Source organism: Pseudomonas sp. LPB0260 (genome assembly GCF_013388395.1).
On the sequence record NZ_CP058247.1, the window covers coordinates 4340186 to 4353468 of the forward strand.

Consider the following 13283-nt stretch of genomic DNA (forward strand, 5'->3'; position numbering starts at 1 on the left):
CGTTCAGCCCAACGGCTGGCCCGCAACCCACCGCAACCTGAGCACTGCCGCCGAGGAGGCACCCGATGAAGCCGCACAGCAGCTACCGATGTCGTCAGCGAATGTGGCGCTGAACGCCCCGCCCCATCCCCCTGCATCGACATCACTTTCTTGCTCAGGAGCTGCACCATGTCCATTCGCCGTTTCGCCCTGGCCGCCCTCGCCAGCGCCCTGATCGCCGGCCCAGCCGCCGCCAGCCAGACCCTGCTCAACGTGTCCTACGACCCGACCCGCGAGCTCTACACCGAGTACAACCAGGCATTCAACCGTCACTGGCAGGCCCTGGGCCATGAGGCGGTGCAGGTTCAGCAGTCCCACGGCGGCTCGGGCAAACAGGCCCGCGCGGTGATCGACGGCCTGCGTGCCGACGTGGTGACCCTGGCCCTGGCCGGCGACATCGACGAGCTCCATCGCCTCGGCAAGCTGCTGCCCGAGGACTGGCAGAGCCGCCTGCCCCAGGCCAGCACGCCCTACACCTCGACCATCGTGTTCCTGGTGCGCAAGGGCAACCCCAAGGGCATCCAGGACTGGGACGACCTGGTCAAGCCGGGTGTGGAGGTGATCACCCCCAACCCCAAGACCAGTGGCGGTGCGCGCTGGAACTTCCTCGCCGCCTGGGCCTTCGCCCAGCGTCACTATGGCAGCGAGGTGCAGGCCCAGGACTTCGTCGAGAAGCTCTACAGGAACGTGCCGGTGCTCGACAGCGGTGCCCGCGCCTCGACCATCACCTTCGTCAACAACCAGATCGGCGACGTGCTGCTGGCCTGGGAGAACGAGGCGCACCTGGCGCTGCGCGAGCAAGGCGGCGAGCAGTTCGAGATCGTCGCGCCGTCGCTGTCGATCCTCGCCGAGCCGCCGGTAGCGGTGGTCGACAAGAACGTCGAGCGCAAGGGCAGTCGCGCGATCGCCGAGGCGTACCTAGGCTACCTGTACAGCGCCGAAGGCCAGCGCATCGCCGCGAAGCACTTCTACCGCCCGCGTGACCCGGCGGTGGCCGCCGAGTTCGCCAAGCAGTTCGCCGACCTCGAGCTGGTCACGGTCGAGGGCGAGTTCGGCGGCTGGAAGCGCGCGCAGCCGAAGTTCTTCAACGACGGCGGGGTGTTCGACCAGATCTACCAGGTGCAGTGAACTCACTGAGCAACCCGAGGCTGGGTGCAGGCGCGTAGCGCCTATACCCACCGCAACAGAGCGGTGCGCGCGGCGCACCCTACCCTGACTCACCTGAAGGCATTCGCCATGCACCGCCGCACTTCCCCCGTGATTCCCGGCTTCGGCCTGACCCTGGGCTACACCCTGGTGTACCTCAGCCTGCTGGTGCTGATTCCCCTGGCCGCGCTGTTCCTGCATGCCGCCAAGCTCAGCTGGGGCGAGTTCTGGGCCATAGTCACCGCCCCCCGGGTGCTGGCCGCGCTCAAACTCAGTTTCGCCACCGCCCTGGGCGCCGCCCTGCTCAACGGCGTCATCGGCGCCCTGCTGGCCTGGGTGCTGGTGCGCTACCGCTTCGCCGGACGCAAGGTGATCGAGGCGATGATCGACCTGCCCTTCGCCCTGCCCACCGCGGTAGCCGGCATCGCCCTGACCGCGCTGTACGCGCCGAACGGGCCGATCGGCCAGTGGGCCGCCCAGCTGGGCTTGAAGATCGCCTACAGCCCGCTGGGCATCACCCTGGCGCTGACCTTCGTCACCCTGCCGTTCGTGGTGCGCACCCTGCAGCCGGTGCTGGCCGACATCCCCCGCGAGGTCGAGGAAGCCGCCGCCTGCCTCGGCGCCCGGCCGCTGCAGGTGCTGCGCCACGTGCTGCTGCCGGCCCTGCTGCCGGCCTGGCTGACCGGCTTCTCCCTGGCCCTGGCCCGCGGCGTCGGCGAGTACGGCTCGGTGATCTTCATCGCCGGCAACATGCCGATGAAGACCGAGATCCTGCCGCTGCTGATCATGGTCAAGCTCGACCAGTACGACTACACCGGCGCCACCGCCATCGGCGTGCTGATGCTGCTGGTCTCCTTCATCCTGCTGCTGGCGATCAATCTGCTGCAGCGTCGTCTGGCCCGCGCCTGAGGAAGCCAAGATGTCCACTGCCACCCTGATCATCGCGCCGGCCAGTGCCGCGCGCCGCGACCCGGCCTGGGGCCGCCGCCTGCTGATCGGCGCCGCCTGGCTGGTGTTCGCCCTGTTCCTCCTGCTGCCGCTGCTGGTGGTGCTGAGCGAGGCGCTCAAGCAGGGCCTGGGGCCCTTCTTCAGCGCGGTGCTGGAGCCCGACGCCCTGGCCGCCCTGCGCCTGACCCTGCTCGCCGTGGGCATCGCCGTGCCGCTCAACCTGGTGTTCGGCGTGGCCGCGGCCTGGTGCGTGAGCAAATACCAGTTCCGCGGCAAGAGCCTGCTGGTGACCCTGATCGACCTGCCGTTCTCGGTGTCGCCGGTGCTCGCCGGGCTGATCTACGTGCTGCTGTTCGGCGCCCACGGCTGGTTCGGCGAATGGCTGGCCGAGCGCGACATCCAGATCATCTTCGCCCTGCCCGGCATCGTCCTGGCCACCCTGTTCGTCACCGTGCCCTTCGTCGCCCGCGAGCTGATCCCGCTGATGCAGGAGCAGGGCACCCAGGAGGAGGAGGCGGCGCGCCTGCTCGGCGCCAGCGGCTGGCAGATGTTCTGGTACGTGACCCTGCCGAACATCCGCTGGGGCCTGATCTACGGCGTGGTGCTCTGTACCGCCCGGGCCATGGGCGAGTTCGGCGCGGTGTCGGTGGTCTCCGGGCATATCCGCGGCTACACCAACACCCTGCCGCTGCACGTCGAGATTCTCTACAACGAATACAACCACGTCGCCGCCTTCAGCGTCGCCAGCCTGCTGCTGCTGCTGGCCCTGCTGATCCTGCTGCTCAAGCAGTGGAGCGAGTCGCGCCTAGAGCGCCAGCACAGCCGTAACGGTGAGGAATAACGTCATGAGCATCGAAGTCAGCCACGTCAACAAGCGCTTCGGCGCCTTCCAGGCCCTCAGCGACATCAACCTGGACATCCGCAGCGGCGAACTGGTGGCCTTGCTAGGCCCCTCCGGCTGCGGCAAGACCAGCCTGCTGCGCATCATCGCCGGCCTGGAGACCCCGGACAGTGGCCGCATCGCCTTCCACGGCGAGGACGTCGGCGCCCGCGATGTGCGCGAGCGCAACGTCGGCTTCGTCTTCCAGCACTACGCCCTGTTCCGCCACATGACGGTGTTCGACAACGTCGCCTTCGGCCTGCGCATGAAGCCGAAGAAGCAGCGCCCGAGCGAGGCCCAGATCGCCAAGCGGGTCCACGAGCTGCTCGAGCTGGTGCAGCTGGACTGGCTGGCCGAGCGTTACCCCGAGCAGCTGTCCGGCGGCCAGCGCCAGCGCATCGCCCTGGCCCGCGCCCTGGCTGTGGAGCCCAAGGTGCTGCTGCTCGACGAGCCGTTCGGCGCCCTCGACGCCAAGGTGCGCAAGGAACTGCGGCGCTGGCTGGCGCGTCTGCACGAGCAGGTGCACCTGACCAGCGTGTTCGTCACCCACGACCAGGAAGAGGCGATGGAGGTGGCCGACCGCATCGTGGTGATGAACAAGGGCGTGGTCGAGCAGATCGGCACCCCGGCCGAGGTCTACCAGCAGCCGGCCAGCGACTTCGTCTACCACTTCCTCGGCGACGCCAACCGCCTGCAGCTCTCCGGCGACCGGCAACTGCTGTTCCGCCCCCACGAGATCTCGCTGTCGCACTTGGCCGAGGCCGGTCACCTGGCCGCCGAGGTGCGCGATATCCGCCCGCTCGGCGCCATCACCCGGGTGACCCTGCGCGTCGCCAGCCAGGCCGAGCCGATCGAGGCGGAAGTGGCCAAGGACCACGCCTGCCTGCAGCGGCTGGTGCGGGGCGCCACCCTGTATTTCCAGCCGCGCATCGCCCAGGCGTCGGCCCTCGGCTGAGGCCGCCGGGCCGCGACGCCAACCACGCACCAGGCCAATGGCCGGGCCAACCGGAAGGGGGCCTGGCCATTGGCCTGGCGGCATTTTTCCGACGAAATCACTCTTTAGGGGCATGTCAGGCAGCGGCACTCGCAGTACTCTTCCGTGCGGCGCGTCACGACGCGCAACCTTTTCCGCACTGCTCACAAAAAAAATAAGGAGCACCCCGGATGCGTACTCAGTCGTTTTTTCGACAGCTATTGATATGGACGCTCGGCGTCCTCGCCACTCTCCCGCCCCTGGCCTACGCCGAGGCCGCCAGCGCTCAGGTGCAAGTGCAGGTGTACGCCAGCCGCGCCACCAGCAGCCTGATGCTGTTACGCGGCGAAGGCTTCCAGAAGAGCCACCGGCAGCGCCTGGAGAACGATATCCAGACCCTCGCCGCCGCGGTGCACAGCCTGCCGCAGTCCAGCGACGTGCTGCGCGCCAGCCATCTCGAGCTGGTGGTCCAGCTGCGCCGCGGGGTGTCCTTCGGCCCCGGCGAGGAGAACATGCCCTGGGGCTACCCCAAGGAGCTGAGCAAGGCCCTGCGTGACTTCCTGCATGCCGCCCGGCAGCTGCCGTCCAGCGGCGAAAGCGAGTTGTCGGCGAAGATCGAATACCTCGCCGTGCAGTACCTCAGCCGCTCCTACATGGGCAGCTTCGAGATCGCCCGCGAACAACCGGGCACCTACCTGGGCCAGGACGAACGCCTGCTGATCCCGGCGGTCGACCAGGAGCTGGCGGCGCTGGGCGCGCAGGGCAGCAAGTTCAAGGTGCGCTGGGAATACCTCAAGGCCGCCCTGAGCGACATGAACAGCCAGAGCAACACCCTGGAAAGCGTCTCGGGCCGGCCCTTCGCGCCGATCACCGTGGATCGCCACAGCCGCGCCCTGAGCCAGCAGTGGATGGCGACGAACCCCTGAGCCAGCTCACCGGCGCCGGATCAGGCGCCGGCCTTGGGCGCGCGGATGCGGGTCGGTCCGGCCCGCTCGACCACCGCCCGTTCCACCTCCCGGCGCAGGCCGAGCAGGAAGGCCGCCTCGGCCGCGACGAACAGCGGGCCGATCGCCAGGCCCATGAGGTCGTCGACGAAGGCCGGCTTGCGCCCCTCGTAGTAGTGACCGACGAACTGGATCACCCAGCCGATGACGAACAGCGCCAGGCCGCCGCCCAGCCACAGACCGGTGGCCTGCGCCGCCAGGATCGCGCCGAGCCACAGGCATAGCCCCAGCAATGCGGCCATCAGCAGGCCGAAGCGCAGGTCCAGGCGCAGGTAGAACAGCCCGGCGACCAGCACCGCCAGGGTCGCCGGCGACAGCCACAGGCCCAGCACTTCGAACCCCGGGCGCGACAGCAGCACCGCCACCGCCAGGACGATCAGCGGCACGCCGATGAAGTGGCTGGCGATGTTGCGGCGGTCACGGTGGTAGGCGGCGTATTGCGCCAGGTGCTCGACTAGGCTTTTCATGCGGGTGATCCTCGGGCTGCACAGATGCGCCCATCATGCGCCCGGCGCACCGCGCCACTCTGTCGGCTAGCCGACAAACCCCCGGAGACCGCCGATGATCGAGAGCTACCGCGCCGCCCTGCTGGCCGGTCACTGGTTCAGCGCCTTGCCCGCGGCCCTGCAGGACGCCCTGCTGGCCGACGCCCAGGTGCAGCGGCTGGCGGCCGGGCAGCCGCTGTTCCGCCGCGGCGATCCGCCCAGCGGCCTGTACGCCCTGGTCGAGGGCGCCCTGCGCATCGGCGCGGTCAACGCCAACGGCAAGGAGGCGCTGCTGAGCCTGATCGAGCCGCCGTCCTGGTTCGGCGAGGTGTCGCTGTTCGACGGCCAGCCGCGCACCCACGACGCCTTCGCCGAATGCCCCTGCACCCTGCTGCTGGTGCCCCAGGCGCGACTGCTGGCCCTGCTCCAGCGCCAGCCGCAGCACTGGCGCGATTTCGCCCTGCTGATGAGCCAGAAGCTGCGCCTGACCTTTACCGCCCTGGAGGAGATGAGCCTGCTGCCGGCGGCGCCGCGCCTGGCCCGACGCCTGCTGCTGATCGCCGAGAACTACGGCGAAGGCGAGCCGCGGCGGGTGCTGCACCTGGCCCAGGAGCAGCTGGCGCTGATGCTCGCGCTGTCGCGCCAGACCACCAACCAGCTGCTCAAGGAGCTGGAAGCCCAGGGCATCGTGCGCCTGAACTATGGCGAGATCGAGCTGCTCGACCTGCCGCGCCTGCGCCGGGCCGCCCGCTGACGCAGCGCCGCGAGGGTGTATCCTCGACCCCGCTACCTCGACCTTCCCGCCAGCCAGAGCCCGATGCGCCGATGTCCGCCACCGCCAATCCACCGCTGCCCCCCGTCCTCGCCGGCCCCCTGCTGCGGCGCCTGCAGCCCGAGCGCCTGGTGCTCTGGCTGGTCGGCTCGCGGGCCTTGTCGCTGCGCCTGCAGCTGAGCTACGGCGAACAGGGCCAGGCGCCCGAGCAGCGCGACCATGTCCTCGACGACAGCCAATGCCGGGTGCTGCAGGTCGGCGAGCACGCCTTCGTCCACCTGATCGACCTGCAGCTGGACAGCCCGCTGCCCTGCGACGTGCGGATCGACTACGACCTGCTGATCGCCAGCGCCGACGGCCCCGCCCAGGGCATCGCCGAGTGGGCGCCGCACCTGCTGTACGAGGGGGCCGCGCGGCCGAACTTCGTCCTGCGCGCACGCCTCGACCAGCTGCTCCACGGCTCCTGCCGCAAGCCGCACCACCCCGCCGCCGACGGCCTGCTGTGCGCCGACCGCCTGCTGGCCCAGGCCCACGAACCCGAGCAGCGCCCGGCGCTGCTGCTGATGAGCGGCGACCAGGTGTACGCCGACGACGTCAGCGGCCCCATGCTGCGGGCGATCCACCAGTTGATCGAGCGCCTCGGCCTGTTCGGCGAACGCCTCGAGGGCGCCCTGGTCGAGGACAGCGACGCGCTCTATGCCCACGAGGTCGGCTACTACCAGCGCGCCGAGCTGCTGCCGGCGCTGGAGCACAACGACAGCCTGCGCGAACGCTTCTTCGGCGGGGTGAAGAAGCCGATCTTCACCACCAGCAGCGCCGACAACCACCTGGTCACCCTGGCCGAGATGCTCGCCATGTACCTGCTGGTCTGGTCGCCGACGCCCTGGACCCTGCTCGGCAGCCACCGGCCGCAACTGGACGCCGAACGGGCGCGGCGCTACGAGAGCGAACGCCAGCACGTCGAGGACTTCCGCGACGGCCTCGACCGGGTGGCCCGCGCCCTGGCCCATCTGCCGAGCCTGATGATCTTCGACGACCACGACGTCACCGACGACTGGAACCTGTCGGCGCAGTGGGAGGAGACGGCCTACGGCCACGCCTTCTCCAAGCGCATCATCGGCAACGCCCTGATCGCCTACCTGCTGTGCCAGGGCTGGGGCAACGACCCGCAGCCGTTCGCCGAGGTGCTGCAACGGATCGAGGCGATGAGCGCCGCCCGCGACGGGCGCAACCACATCGACAGCGGCGCCCAGGACGCCCTGATCGACAGCCTGCTGCGCTTTCACCACTGGCACTACGTGCTGCCGAGCGAGCCGGCGCTGCTGGTGCTCGACACCCGCACCCGGCGCTGGCGCAGCGAGCGCAGGCGCAAGCGGCCGTCCGGGCTGATGGACTGGGAGGCGCTGTGCGAACTGCAGCAGGCGCTGCTCGACCACCGGGCCGCGATCATCGTCTCGCCGGCGCCGATCTTCGGGGTCAAGCTGATCGAGGCGGTGCAGCGGCTGTTCACCTGGATCGGCCACCCGCTGATGGTCGATGCGGAGAACTGGATGGCCCATCGCGGCGCCGCCCAGGTGATCCTCAACATCTTCCGCCACTCGCGCACCCCGGGCTGCTACGTGGTGCTGTCCGGCGACGTGCACTACTCCTTCGTCTACCAGGTGCTGATCCGCCATCGCAAAAGCGCCCCGCATATCTGGCAGATCACCAGCAGCGGCCTGAAGAACGAATTCCCGCCGCGCCTGCTCGACTGGTTCGACCGCCTCAACCGCTGGCTCTACTCGCCACGCTCGCCGCTCAACTGGCTGACCAAGCGCCGGCGCATGCGGGTGGTGCCGCGCATCCCCAGCCGCAGCAAGGCCGGCGAACGCCTGTGGAACGGCGCCGGCCTCGGCCAGGTGTTCTTCGACGAGCAAGGGCAGCCGAAGGAAATCATCCAGCTCAACGCCGACGGCTCGGCGCCGGTCAGCTTCGTCGAGGACCGCGACGCCGCACGCCACGCGGCGCAGCAGGCACAGGCCGGCGGCGCGCTGACGATTGGTGACAAGTCAGCGCGCTAGGCCACCGGTTTATAGGTGCGAAGCTGCACGCCTCTAAAGGGGTGAATTGCCCCTGATTTCGTAGACACCGCCATGCATTTGCTCGAAGGGCTGATGTTGGCTGTTAAAGCTGACGCAGGCGACAGGCTGCTTTTGGCCGATAGTCGCCATTCGCTTCCAAGCGACTACCGTCCTAGCCGGAGCAAACCATGATCAACTAGAGGGGGAGCGGAGTGATCTACTTATGATCAGCTCAGAGACATCGAGCCGCTAGACAACTCACGCAACCCGTTTTATTTGCATGCCCTTATTAACCAACACGGCTTAAACCCATGAATCGCCGCAAGAAAATCAAACAGCTACTCGAGGCGCACGCCAAAAAGGCCAATGCCAAAAAGGCACCCAAGAAAAAATCCACGTACATAAGCAAAGCCGATCGGTTAAAACTGGCCGCTGAAGCCAGCCCGGATTCAAGCATCACTCCTGAGAGTTCGTAGGATGGGTTAAGCACAGCGATACCCATGCTGCCGCCGGCTCAGCACTTTGGTTTGTCTGGGTATCTGATGGGTAGCGTTTCACTCAACCCATCCTATTTATGTGCTGAAACCGGCCCAGTCTAAACGATCCCTTCTCCGCGCCAGCACCATGTAGCGCGCTACCCGCGACTCAGCGCAGCTTCTCCAGCAGCTGGTAGTACCACATGCCGACCGCCAGCATCGGGTTGCCCAGCTGCTCGCCCAGCGGCACCTTGATCTGCGGGCAGGCGGCGAAGGTGTCGAAGCGCGCCAGGCTGCCGGTCAGCGCCTCGGCCATGATCTCGCCCATGATGTGGCTGGTGGCGATGCCGTGGCCGGAGTAGCCCTGGCAGTACCAGACGTGGTCCGAGAGCTTGCCGAGCTGGGGGATGCGGTTGATCACGATGCCCATGGCGCAGCTCCACTGGAAGTCGATCGGCACGCCCTTGAGCTGCGGGAAGGTGCGCTCGATGCCCGGGCGCAGCTCGGCGGCGATGTCCCGCGAGTCGCGCCCCGAGTAGTTGGCGCCGCCGCCGAACAGCAGGCGGCCGTCGGCGGTCAGGCGGTGGTAGTCGAGGACGAAGCGGCAGTCGTAGACCGCCAGGTCCTGGGGGTTGATCGCCTTGGCCAGCTCGCCCAGCGGCGCGGTGGTGACGATGCCGCCCATGGCCGGGAAGATCATGCCCTTGAGCTTCTGCGGCTCCAGCTTGTGGTAGACGTCGCCGGCCAGCAGCACCTGCTGGGCATCGATCCGCCCCTCGGCGGTGATCACCGCCGGCTTGGCGCCGTGGACGATCTGCAGCACCTCGGAATGTTCGAAGATCAGTGCACCGAGGCCCTCGGCCGCCCGGGCCTCGCCGAGGCACAGGTTGAGCGGATGCAGGTGCATGTTGCGGGTGTTCTTGAGCGCTCCGCAGTACAGCTCGCTGCCCAGGTGCTCACGGACCCCGGCGCCATCGAGCAGGCTGACCTCCGCGCCCATGCCGCGGCGCACGGCCTCTTCACAGGCGGCCTCGAGCTCGGCCATGTGGCTGGGCTTCATCGCCGCGTGCAGGTGGCCGTGCTTGAGGTCGCAGGCGATGCCGTACTTGGCCACGCGCTGCTGGATGATCTGGTGGCCGCGCCAGCGCAGCTGCCAGATGAAATCGTCCACCTCCGCGCCCAGGGTCTTGCCCATCTGCTTGCGCATGGCGGCGTCGCCCGAGAGGCTGCCGGTGACCTGGCCGCCGCTGCGCCCGGTGGCGCCCCAGCCGATCTTCCGGGCCTCGACCAGGGCCACCTTGAGGCCGCGTTCGGCCAGCTCCACGGCGCTGGCCACGCCGGTGAAGCCACCGCCGATGATCACCACATCGACGCTGTGGTGGCCCTGCAGGGTCGGGTAGTGGGTTTCCTGGTTGAGGGTGGCGCTGTAGTAGGACGGGCAGCGCTCGGCGGCCGGCAGTGCGGCCTGGGTGACAGCATTCATGAAGTAATCCTCGTTACCGTAGGGTGCGCCGTGCGCACCGCAGGTCTTAGGGCGCGCGGAGACGCCTGGCCCCTGCGCACACAGATATATCGGTGCGCACAGGCTGGGCGCCCCCGCGCACCCGACGCATCGAAACCGGGTTCAGGCCTGGGTCAGGTACCAGCGCCAGTCCTGTTCGCCGACCTCGGCCATGAACTGGCGGTACTCGGTGCGCTTGACCGCCAGGTAGACCTTGAGGAAGTCCTCGCCCAGGGCCTCGCGGGCCCAGGCGGAGCCTTCCAAGGCCTGGATCGAGGTCAGCCAGTCGGTCGGCAGCAGCGTCTTGGCCTGGGCATAGCCATTGCCCTCGATGGGCGCGCCCGGGTCGAGGTTCTCGCGGATGCCGCGGTGGATGGCGGCGAGGATCGCCGCCGCGGCCAGGTAGGGGTTGGCATCGGCGCCGCAGATGCGGTGCTCGATATGCCGGCTGGCGGCCGGCCCGCCCGGCACGCGCAGGCTGACGGTGCGGTTGTCGACGCCCCAGGTCGGCGCCAGCGGCGCGTAGCTGTTGGCCTGGAAGCGCCGGTAGGAGTTGGCGTTGGGGCAGAACAGCAGCAGGGAGTCGAGCAGGCTGGCGAGCATGCCGCCCAGGGCCTGCTTGAGCAGGCTGCCGGCCGGGCCGTCGAAGTCATCGGGGCGGCCGGCCAGCAGGTTGTTCCCGGCCGCGTCGGCCAGGCTGACATGCATGTGCATGCCGGTGCCGGCCAGGTGGTCGAAGGGCTTGGCCATGAAGCAGGCCTGCATCCCGTGGCTGTTGGCCACGCCCTTGACCAAGCGCTTGTAGCGCACGGCCTGGTCCATGGCCGCCAGCGCCTCGCCATGCTCCAGGGTGATCTCCACCTGGCCCGGGGCGTACTCGGAGATCGCCGTGCGTGCCGGAATGCCCAGGGCCTTGCAGGCGGCGTAGAGGTCCTTGAGGAAGGGTTCGAGCTGCTCCAGCTCACGCAGGCCGTAGACCTGGGTGCTGCGCGGCCGGCCACCATCGGCGTCCCGCGCCGGCTGCGGCCGGCCCTCGGCGTCGCGGCGCTGGTCGAGCAGGTAGAACTCCAGCTCGCAGGCCATCACCGGGTGAAAGCCGTCGGCCTTGAGTTGCTCGATCACCCGCACCAGGACGTGCCGGGGATCGGCGACGGTGGCCGGCAGGCCCTGCTGCGGGTGCATGCTGACCTGCAGCGCGGCGGTGGGGATGCGTCGCCAGGGCAGGCGCACCAGGCTACCGGGCAGCGGGTAGGCGCGGCAGTCGATGTCGCCGACCTCCCAGACCAGCCCGGAGTCCTCGACGTCGTCGCCATTGATGCTCAGGCCGAGGATGGTGCTGGGCAGCGGCCGGCCGCTCTGGTACACGGCGAGCAGCTCGTCGCGGTGCAACAGCTTGCCGCGCGGCACGCCGTTGGCGTCGAGGATGAACAGCTCGAACAGCTCGATATCGGGGTTGTGCGCCAGGAAATCCTGGGCGTCCTGCACGGATGCGAATGACATGGGACTCTCGTTAGCGCCGGCATGGCGCACTGTGCCCGCGAAGCTGCGGCGCGAACGCGGCAGCAGGCGGCAGGTCACTGATGGAAAGGGCCGCAACGAGTTGCGGCCGTCCTATTCAGATATAGCCGAGAGGGGCGTCCGGCGGGCGCGCGTGGCGGCAATGCCACAGCGCCCAGAAGGCGAGGATTTCAGGCAGGCGGGAGTTGCGCCCGTCGACGCCGAGCGCACCGCCGACCCGGCGGACCGGGCAGGTGGGGGACAGGGCGCAACGACGGGCTGGCGAATTCATGGCCAGCAGGCTCGCACGGCGCTCGGGGGCGATTAAATGCGATTGTTCGCACGCTCGGTTGCGCCCGCACTAAACAATGCCGCGCCCCCGGCCCTCGCCCCCTGGTCGTCCAGGCTCAGCCGGAAATGCTGTGGCGGCGGATAAAGCCCCGGTCCAGGTAATCCTTCCAGCGGCCGAACAGCTGGCCGCCGGCACTCCACTGCTGCCAGCCCATCAGGGCGCCGCCATCGCCGGTGGCGAGCAGCGCCAGGCTGTGGCGCTGCGGCTGGTAGCGGCGCAGCGCCTGGCCACGCAGCACGGCGCCGAGGTTGGCCGCCAGCACCGGCCCCTGGCGCACCGCGTAGACCCCGCTCTTGCGCGCCCCGGGCAGGCTGGCGCAGTCGCCGACGGCGAACGTCCAGGGGTGGGAGTGGCTCTGCAGGGTCGCGCCGATCTGCACGAAGCCGCCCTCGTCGCAGGCCAGGCCGCTGCCGGCCAACCAGGGCAGGGCCCGGGCGCCGCTGGCCAGGAGCAGGCGACTGCCGCGCCAGACCGGCTCGGCGCCGCTGAGCAGGCGCTCGCCGTCGATCTGCTCGATCGGGCAGTGCTCGCGCACCCGCACCCGGCGCTGGCGCAGGTGTCCCCAGGCGCGCATATGCAGGCCGGGGTTGTGGCCATCGAGCAACTGGCCGGCGCAGAACAGCGACAGCTCGGGCACCTGGCCGGCCAGGGCCAGGGCCAGCTCGACCCCGGCGGCGCCGCCACCGAGGATCGCCAGCGGCTGCGGCTCGGCCTGCCAGGCCCGCCAGCCGTGGAGAAAGGTGGCGAAGGGTTTCACCGCCAGGACCTGCATGGCGGCGCCGCGCTGCGGCGGGGCGGCCACCTCGGCACCGACGTTCAGCGACAGCCAGCGGGTCGCCAGGCGCCGGCCATCGTCGAGCCGAACCTGGCGCTGCTGCGGGTCCAGACCCGCGGCCTGGGCGACGATCAGCTCGACCTTGGCCGCGCGGCACAGCGGGTCCAGCTCGATGCGGCAGTCCTCCGGGCTGAAGCGCTGCGCCAGCAGCCCCGGCAGCATGCCCGAGTACCAGGCCTGCGGGCCGGCGCTGAGCAGGGCGATACGCCCGGGCGGCCGCTCGACCAGGGCCCAGCGACGCAGCACGCCGAGGTGGGCGTGGCCGGCGCCGAGCAGGATCAGGTCATAGTGGTTCATCGCGCTATCGGCTCTTCA

At 69.3% G+C, this 13283-nt stretch carries 13 protein-coding genes; 8 read left to right on the top strand and 5 right to left on the bottom strand.

Features of this window, described 5'->3' with window-relative positions; translation table 11 throughout:
- Positions 1-168: 168 nt before the first annotated feature.
- The 5 genes from LPB260_RS19340 to LPB260_RS19360 all read left to right on the top strand — a co-directional run bounded on the left by LPB260_RS19340 (position 169) and on the right by LPB260_RS19360 (position 4912).
- The gene (locus LPB260_RS19340) at positions 169-1167 is read left to right on the top strand and encodes a sulfate ABC transporter substrate-binding protein (protein WP_208707422.1); all 999 of its coding nucleotides are present in this window, start codon (positions 169-171) and stop codon (positions 1165-1167) included.
- Between the two features lie 108 nt (positions 1168-1275).
- Complete coding sequence (gene cysT, locus LPB260_RS19345) at positions 1276-2094, top strand: sulfate ABC transporter permease subunit CysT (RefSeq protein ID WP_208707423.1); 819 nt, start codon at positions 1276-1278, stop codon at positions 2092-2094.
- A 10-nt stretch (positions 2095-2104) separates the two neighbouring features.
- Positions 2105-2974, top strand: a complete 870-nt coding sequence (cysW, locus tag LPB260_RS19350; protein WP_208707424.1) for a sulfate ABC transporter permease subunit CysW — start codon at positions 2105-2107, stop codon at positions 2972-2974.
- A gap of 4 nt (positions 2975-2978) precedes the next feature.
- Positions 2979-3968 carry a sulfate/molybdate ABC transporter ATP-binding protein gene (locus LPB260_RS19355; RefSeq protein ID WP_208707425.1) on the top strand — a complete coding sequence of 330 codons (990 nt, stop codon included), beginning with the start codon at positions 2979-2981 and terminating at the stop codon, positions 3966-3968.
- A gap of 209 nt (positions 3969-4177) precedes the next feature.
- Entirely contained in the window at positions 4178-4912 is a 735-nt protein-coding gene (locus tag LPB260_RS19360) for a hypothetical protein (RefSeq protein ID WP_208707426.1), read from the top strand.
- A 20-nt stretch (positions 4913-4932) separates the two neighbouring features.
- On the opposite strand, the gene LPB260_RS19365 is transcribed toward LPB260_RS19360, so the two are convergent.
- Positions 4933-5457 carry a DUF962 domain-containing protein gene (locus tag LPB260_RS19365; protein WP_208707427.1) on the bottom strand — a complete coding sequence of 175 codons (525 nt, stop codon included), beginning with the start codon at positions 5455-5457 and terminating at the stop codon, positions 4933-4935.
- A gap of 94 nt (positions 5458-5551) precedes the next feature.
- On the opposite strand from LPB260_RS19365, the gene LPB260_RS19370 reads away from it, so the two are divergent.
- From LPB260_RS19370 to LPB260_RS19380, 3 genes are all read left to right on the top strand, one after another.
- Positions 5552-6229: a Crp/Fnr family transcriptional regulator gene (locus tag LPB260_RS19370; RefSeq protein ID WP_208707428.1), complete on the top strand. Its 678-nt coding sequence runs from the start codon at positions 5552-5554 to the stop codon at positions 6227-6229.
- Between the two features lie 71 nt (positions 6230-6300).
- On the top strand, positions 6301-8307 hold the full coding sequence (locus LPB260_RS19375; RefSeq protein WP_256625492.1) for an alkaline phosphatase family protein: 2007 nt from the start codon (positions 6301-6303) through the stop codon (positions 8305-8307).
- Between the two features lie 311 nt (positions 8308-8618).
- Positions 8619-8783, top strand: a complete 165-nt coding sequence (locus LPB260_RS19380) for a DUF2986 domain-containing protein (protein WP_208707429.1) — start codon at positions 8619-8621, stop codon at positions 8781-8783.
- Positions 8784-8952: 169 nt separating this feature from the next.
- Here the strand turns inward: LPB260_RS19380 and LPB260_RS19385 are convergent, their stop codons facing one another.
- The 4 genes from LPB260_RS19385 to LPB260_RS19400 form a co-directional block, all read right to left on the bottom strand.
- Entirely contained in the window at positions 8953-10266 is a 1314-nt protein-coding gene (locus tag LPB260_RS19385) for an FAD-binding oxidoreductase (RefSeq protein ID WP_208707430.1), read from the bottom strand.
- 141 nt (positions 10267-10407) lie between these two features.
- The gene (locus tag LPB260_RS19390; RefSeq protein ID WP_208707431.1) at positions 10408-11784 is read right to left on the bottom strand and encodes a glutamine synthetase family protein; all 1377 of its coding nucleotides are present in this window, start codon (positions 11782-11784) and stop codon (positions 10408-10410) included.
- Positions 11785-11899: 115 nt separating this feature from the next.
- The gene (locus LPB260_RS19395; protein ID WP_208707432.1) at positions 11900-12073 is read right to left on the bottom strand and encodes a hypothetical protein; all 174 of its coding nucleotides are present in this window, start codon (positions 12071-12073) and stop codon (positions 11900-11902) included.
- 115 nt (positions 12074-12188) lie between these two features.
- A complete protein-coding gene (locus LPB260_RS19400) occupies positions 12189-13265 on the bottom strand; it encodes an FAD-dependent oxidoreductase (RefSeq protein ID WP_208707433.1) in 1077 nt (358 codons plus the stop codon).
- Positions 13266-13283: the final 18 nt, after the last annotated feature.

What these genes read in the sequence shown, in the direction of transcription:
- LPB260_RS19355 (WP_208707425.1), top strand. Translation starts at nt 2,979, where the DNA reads ATGAGCATCGAAGTCAGCCACGTCAACAAGCGCTTCGGCGCCTTCCAG.
- LPB260_RS19370 (WP_208707428.1), top strand. Translation starts at nt 5,552, where the DNA reads ATGATCGAGAGCTACCGCGCCGCCCTGCTGGCCGGTCACTGGTTCAGC.
- LPB260_RS19400 (WP_208707433.1), bottom strand. Translation starts at nt 13,265, where the DNA reads ATGAACCACTATGACCTGATCCTGCTCGGCGCCGGCCACGCCCACCTC.
- LPB260_RS19365 (WP_208707427.1), bottom strand. Translation starts at nt 5,457, where the DNA reads ATGAAAAGCCTAGTCGAGCACCTGGCGCAATACGCCGCCTACCACCGT.
- LPB260_RS19340 (WP_208707422.1), top strand. Translation starts at nt 169, where the DNA reads ATGTCCATTCGCCGTTTCGCCCTGGCCGCCCTCGCCAGCGCCCTGATC.
- LPB260_RS19375 (WP_256625492.1), top strand. Translation starts at nt 6,301, where the DNA reads ATGTCCGCCACCGCCAATCCACCGCTGCCCCCCGTCCTCGCCGGCCCC.
- LPB260_RS19385 (WP_208707430.1), bottom strand. Translation starts at nt 10,266, where the DNA reads ATGAATGCTGTCACCCAGGCCGCACTGCCGGCCGCCGAGCGCTGCCCG.
- cysW (WP_208707424.1), top strand. Translation starts at nt 2,105, where the DNA reads ATGTCCACTGCCACCCTGATCATCGCGCCGGCCAGTGCCGCGCGCCGC.
- LPB260_RS19395 (WP_208707432.1), bottom strand. Translation starts at nt 12,073, where the DNA reads ATGAATTCGCCAGCCCGTCGTTGCGCCCTGTCCCCCACCTGCCCGGTC.
- LPB260_RS19380 (WP_208707429.1), top strand. Translation starts at nt 8,619, where the DNA reads ATGAATCGCCGCAAGAAAATCAAACAGCTACTCGAGGCGCACGCCAAA.
- cysT (WP_208707423.1), top strand. Translation starts at nt 1,276, where the DNA reads ATGCACCGCCGCACTTCCCCCGTGATTCCCGGCTTCGGCCTGACCCTG.
- LPB260_RS19360 (WP_208707426.1), top strand. Translation starts at nt 4,178, where the DNA reads ATGCGTACTCAGTCGTTTTTTCGACAGCTATTGATATGGACGCTCGGC.
- LPB260_RS19390 (WP_208707431.1), bottom strand. Translation starts at nt 11,784, where the DNA reads ATGTCATTCGCATCCGTGCAGGACGCCCAGGATTTCCTGGCGCACAAC.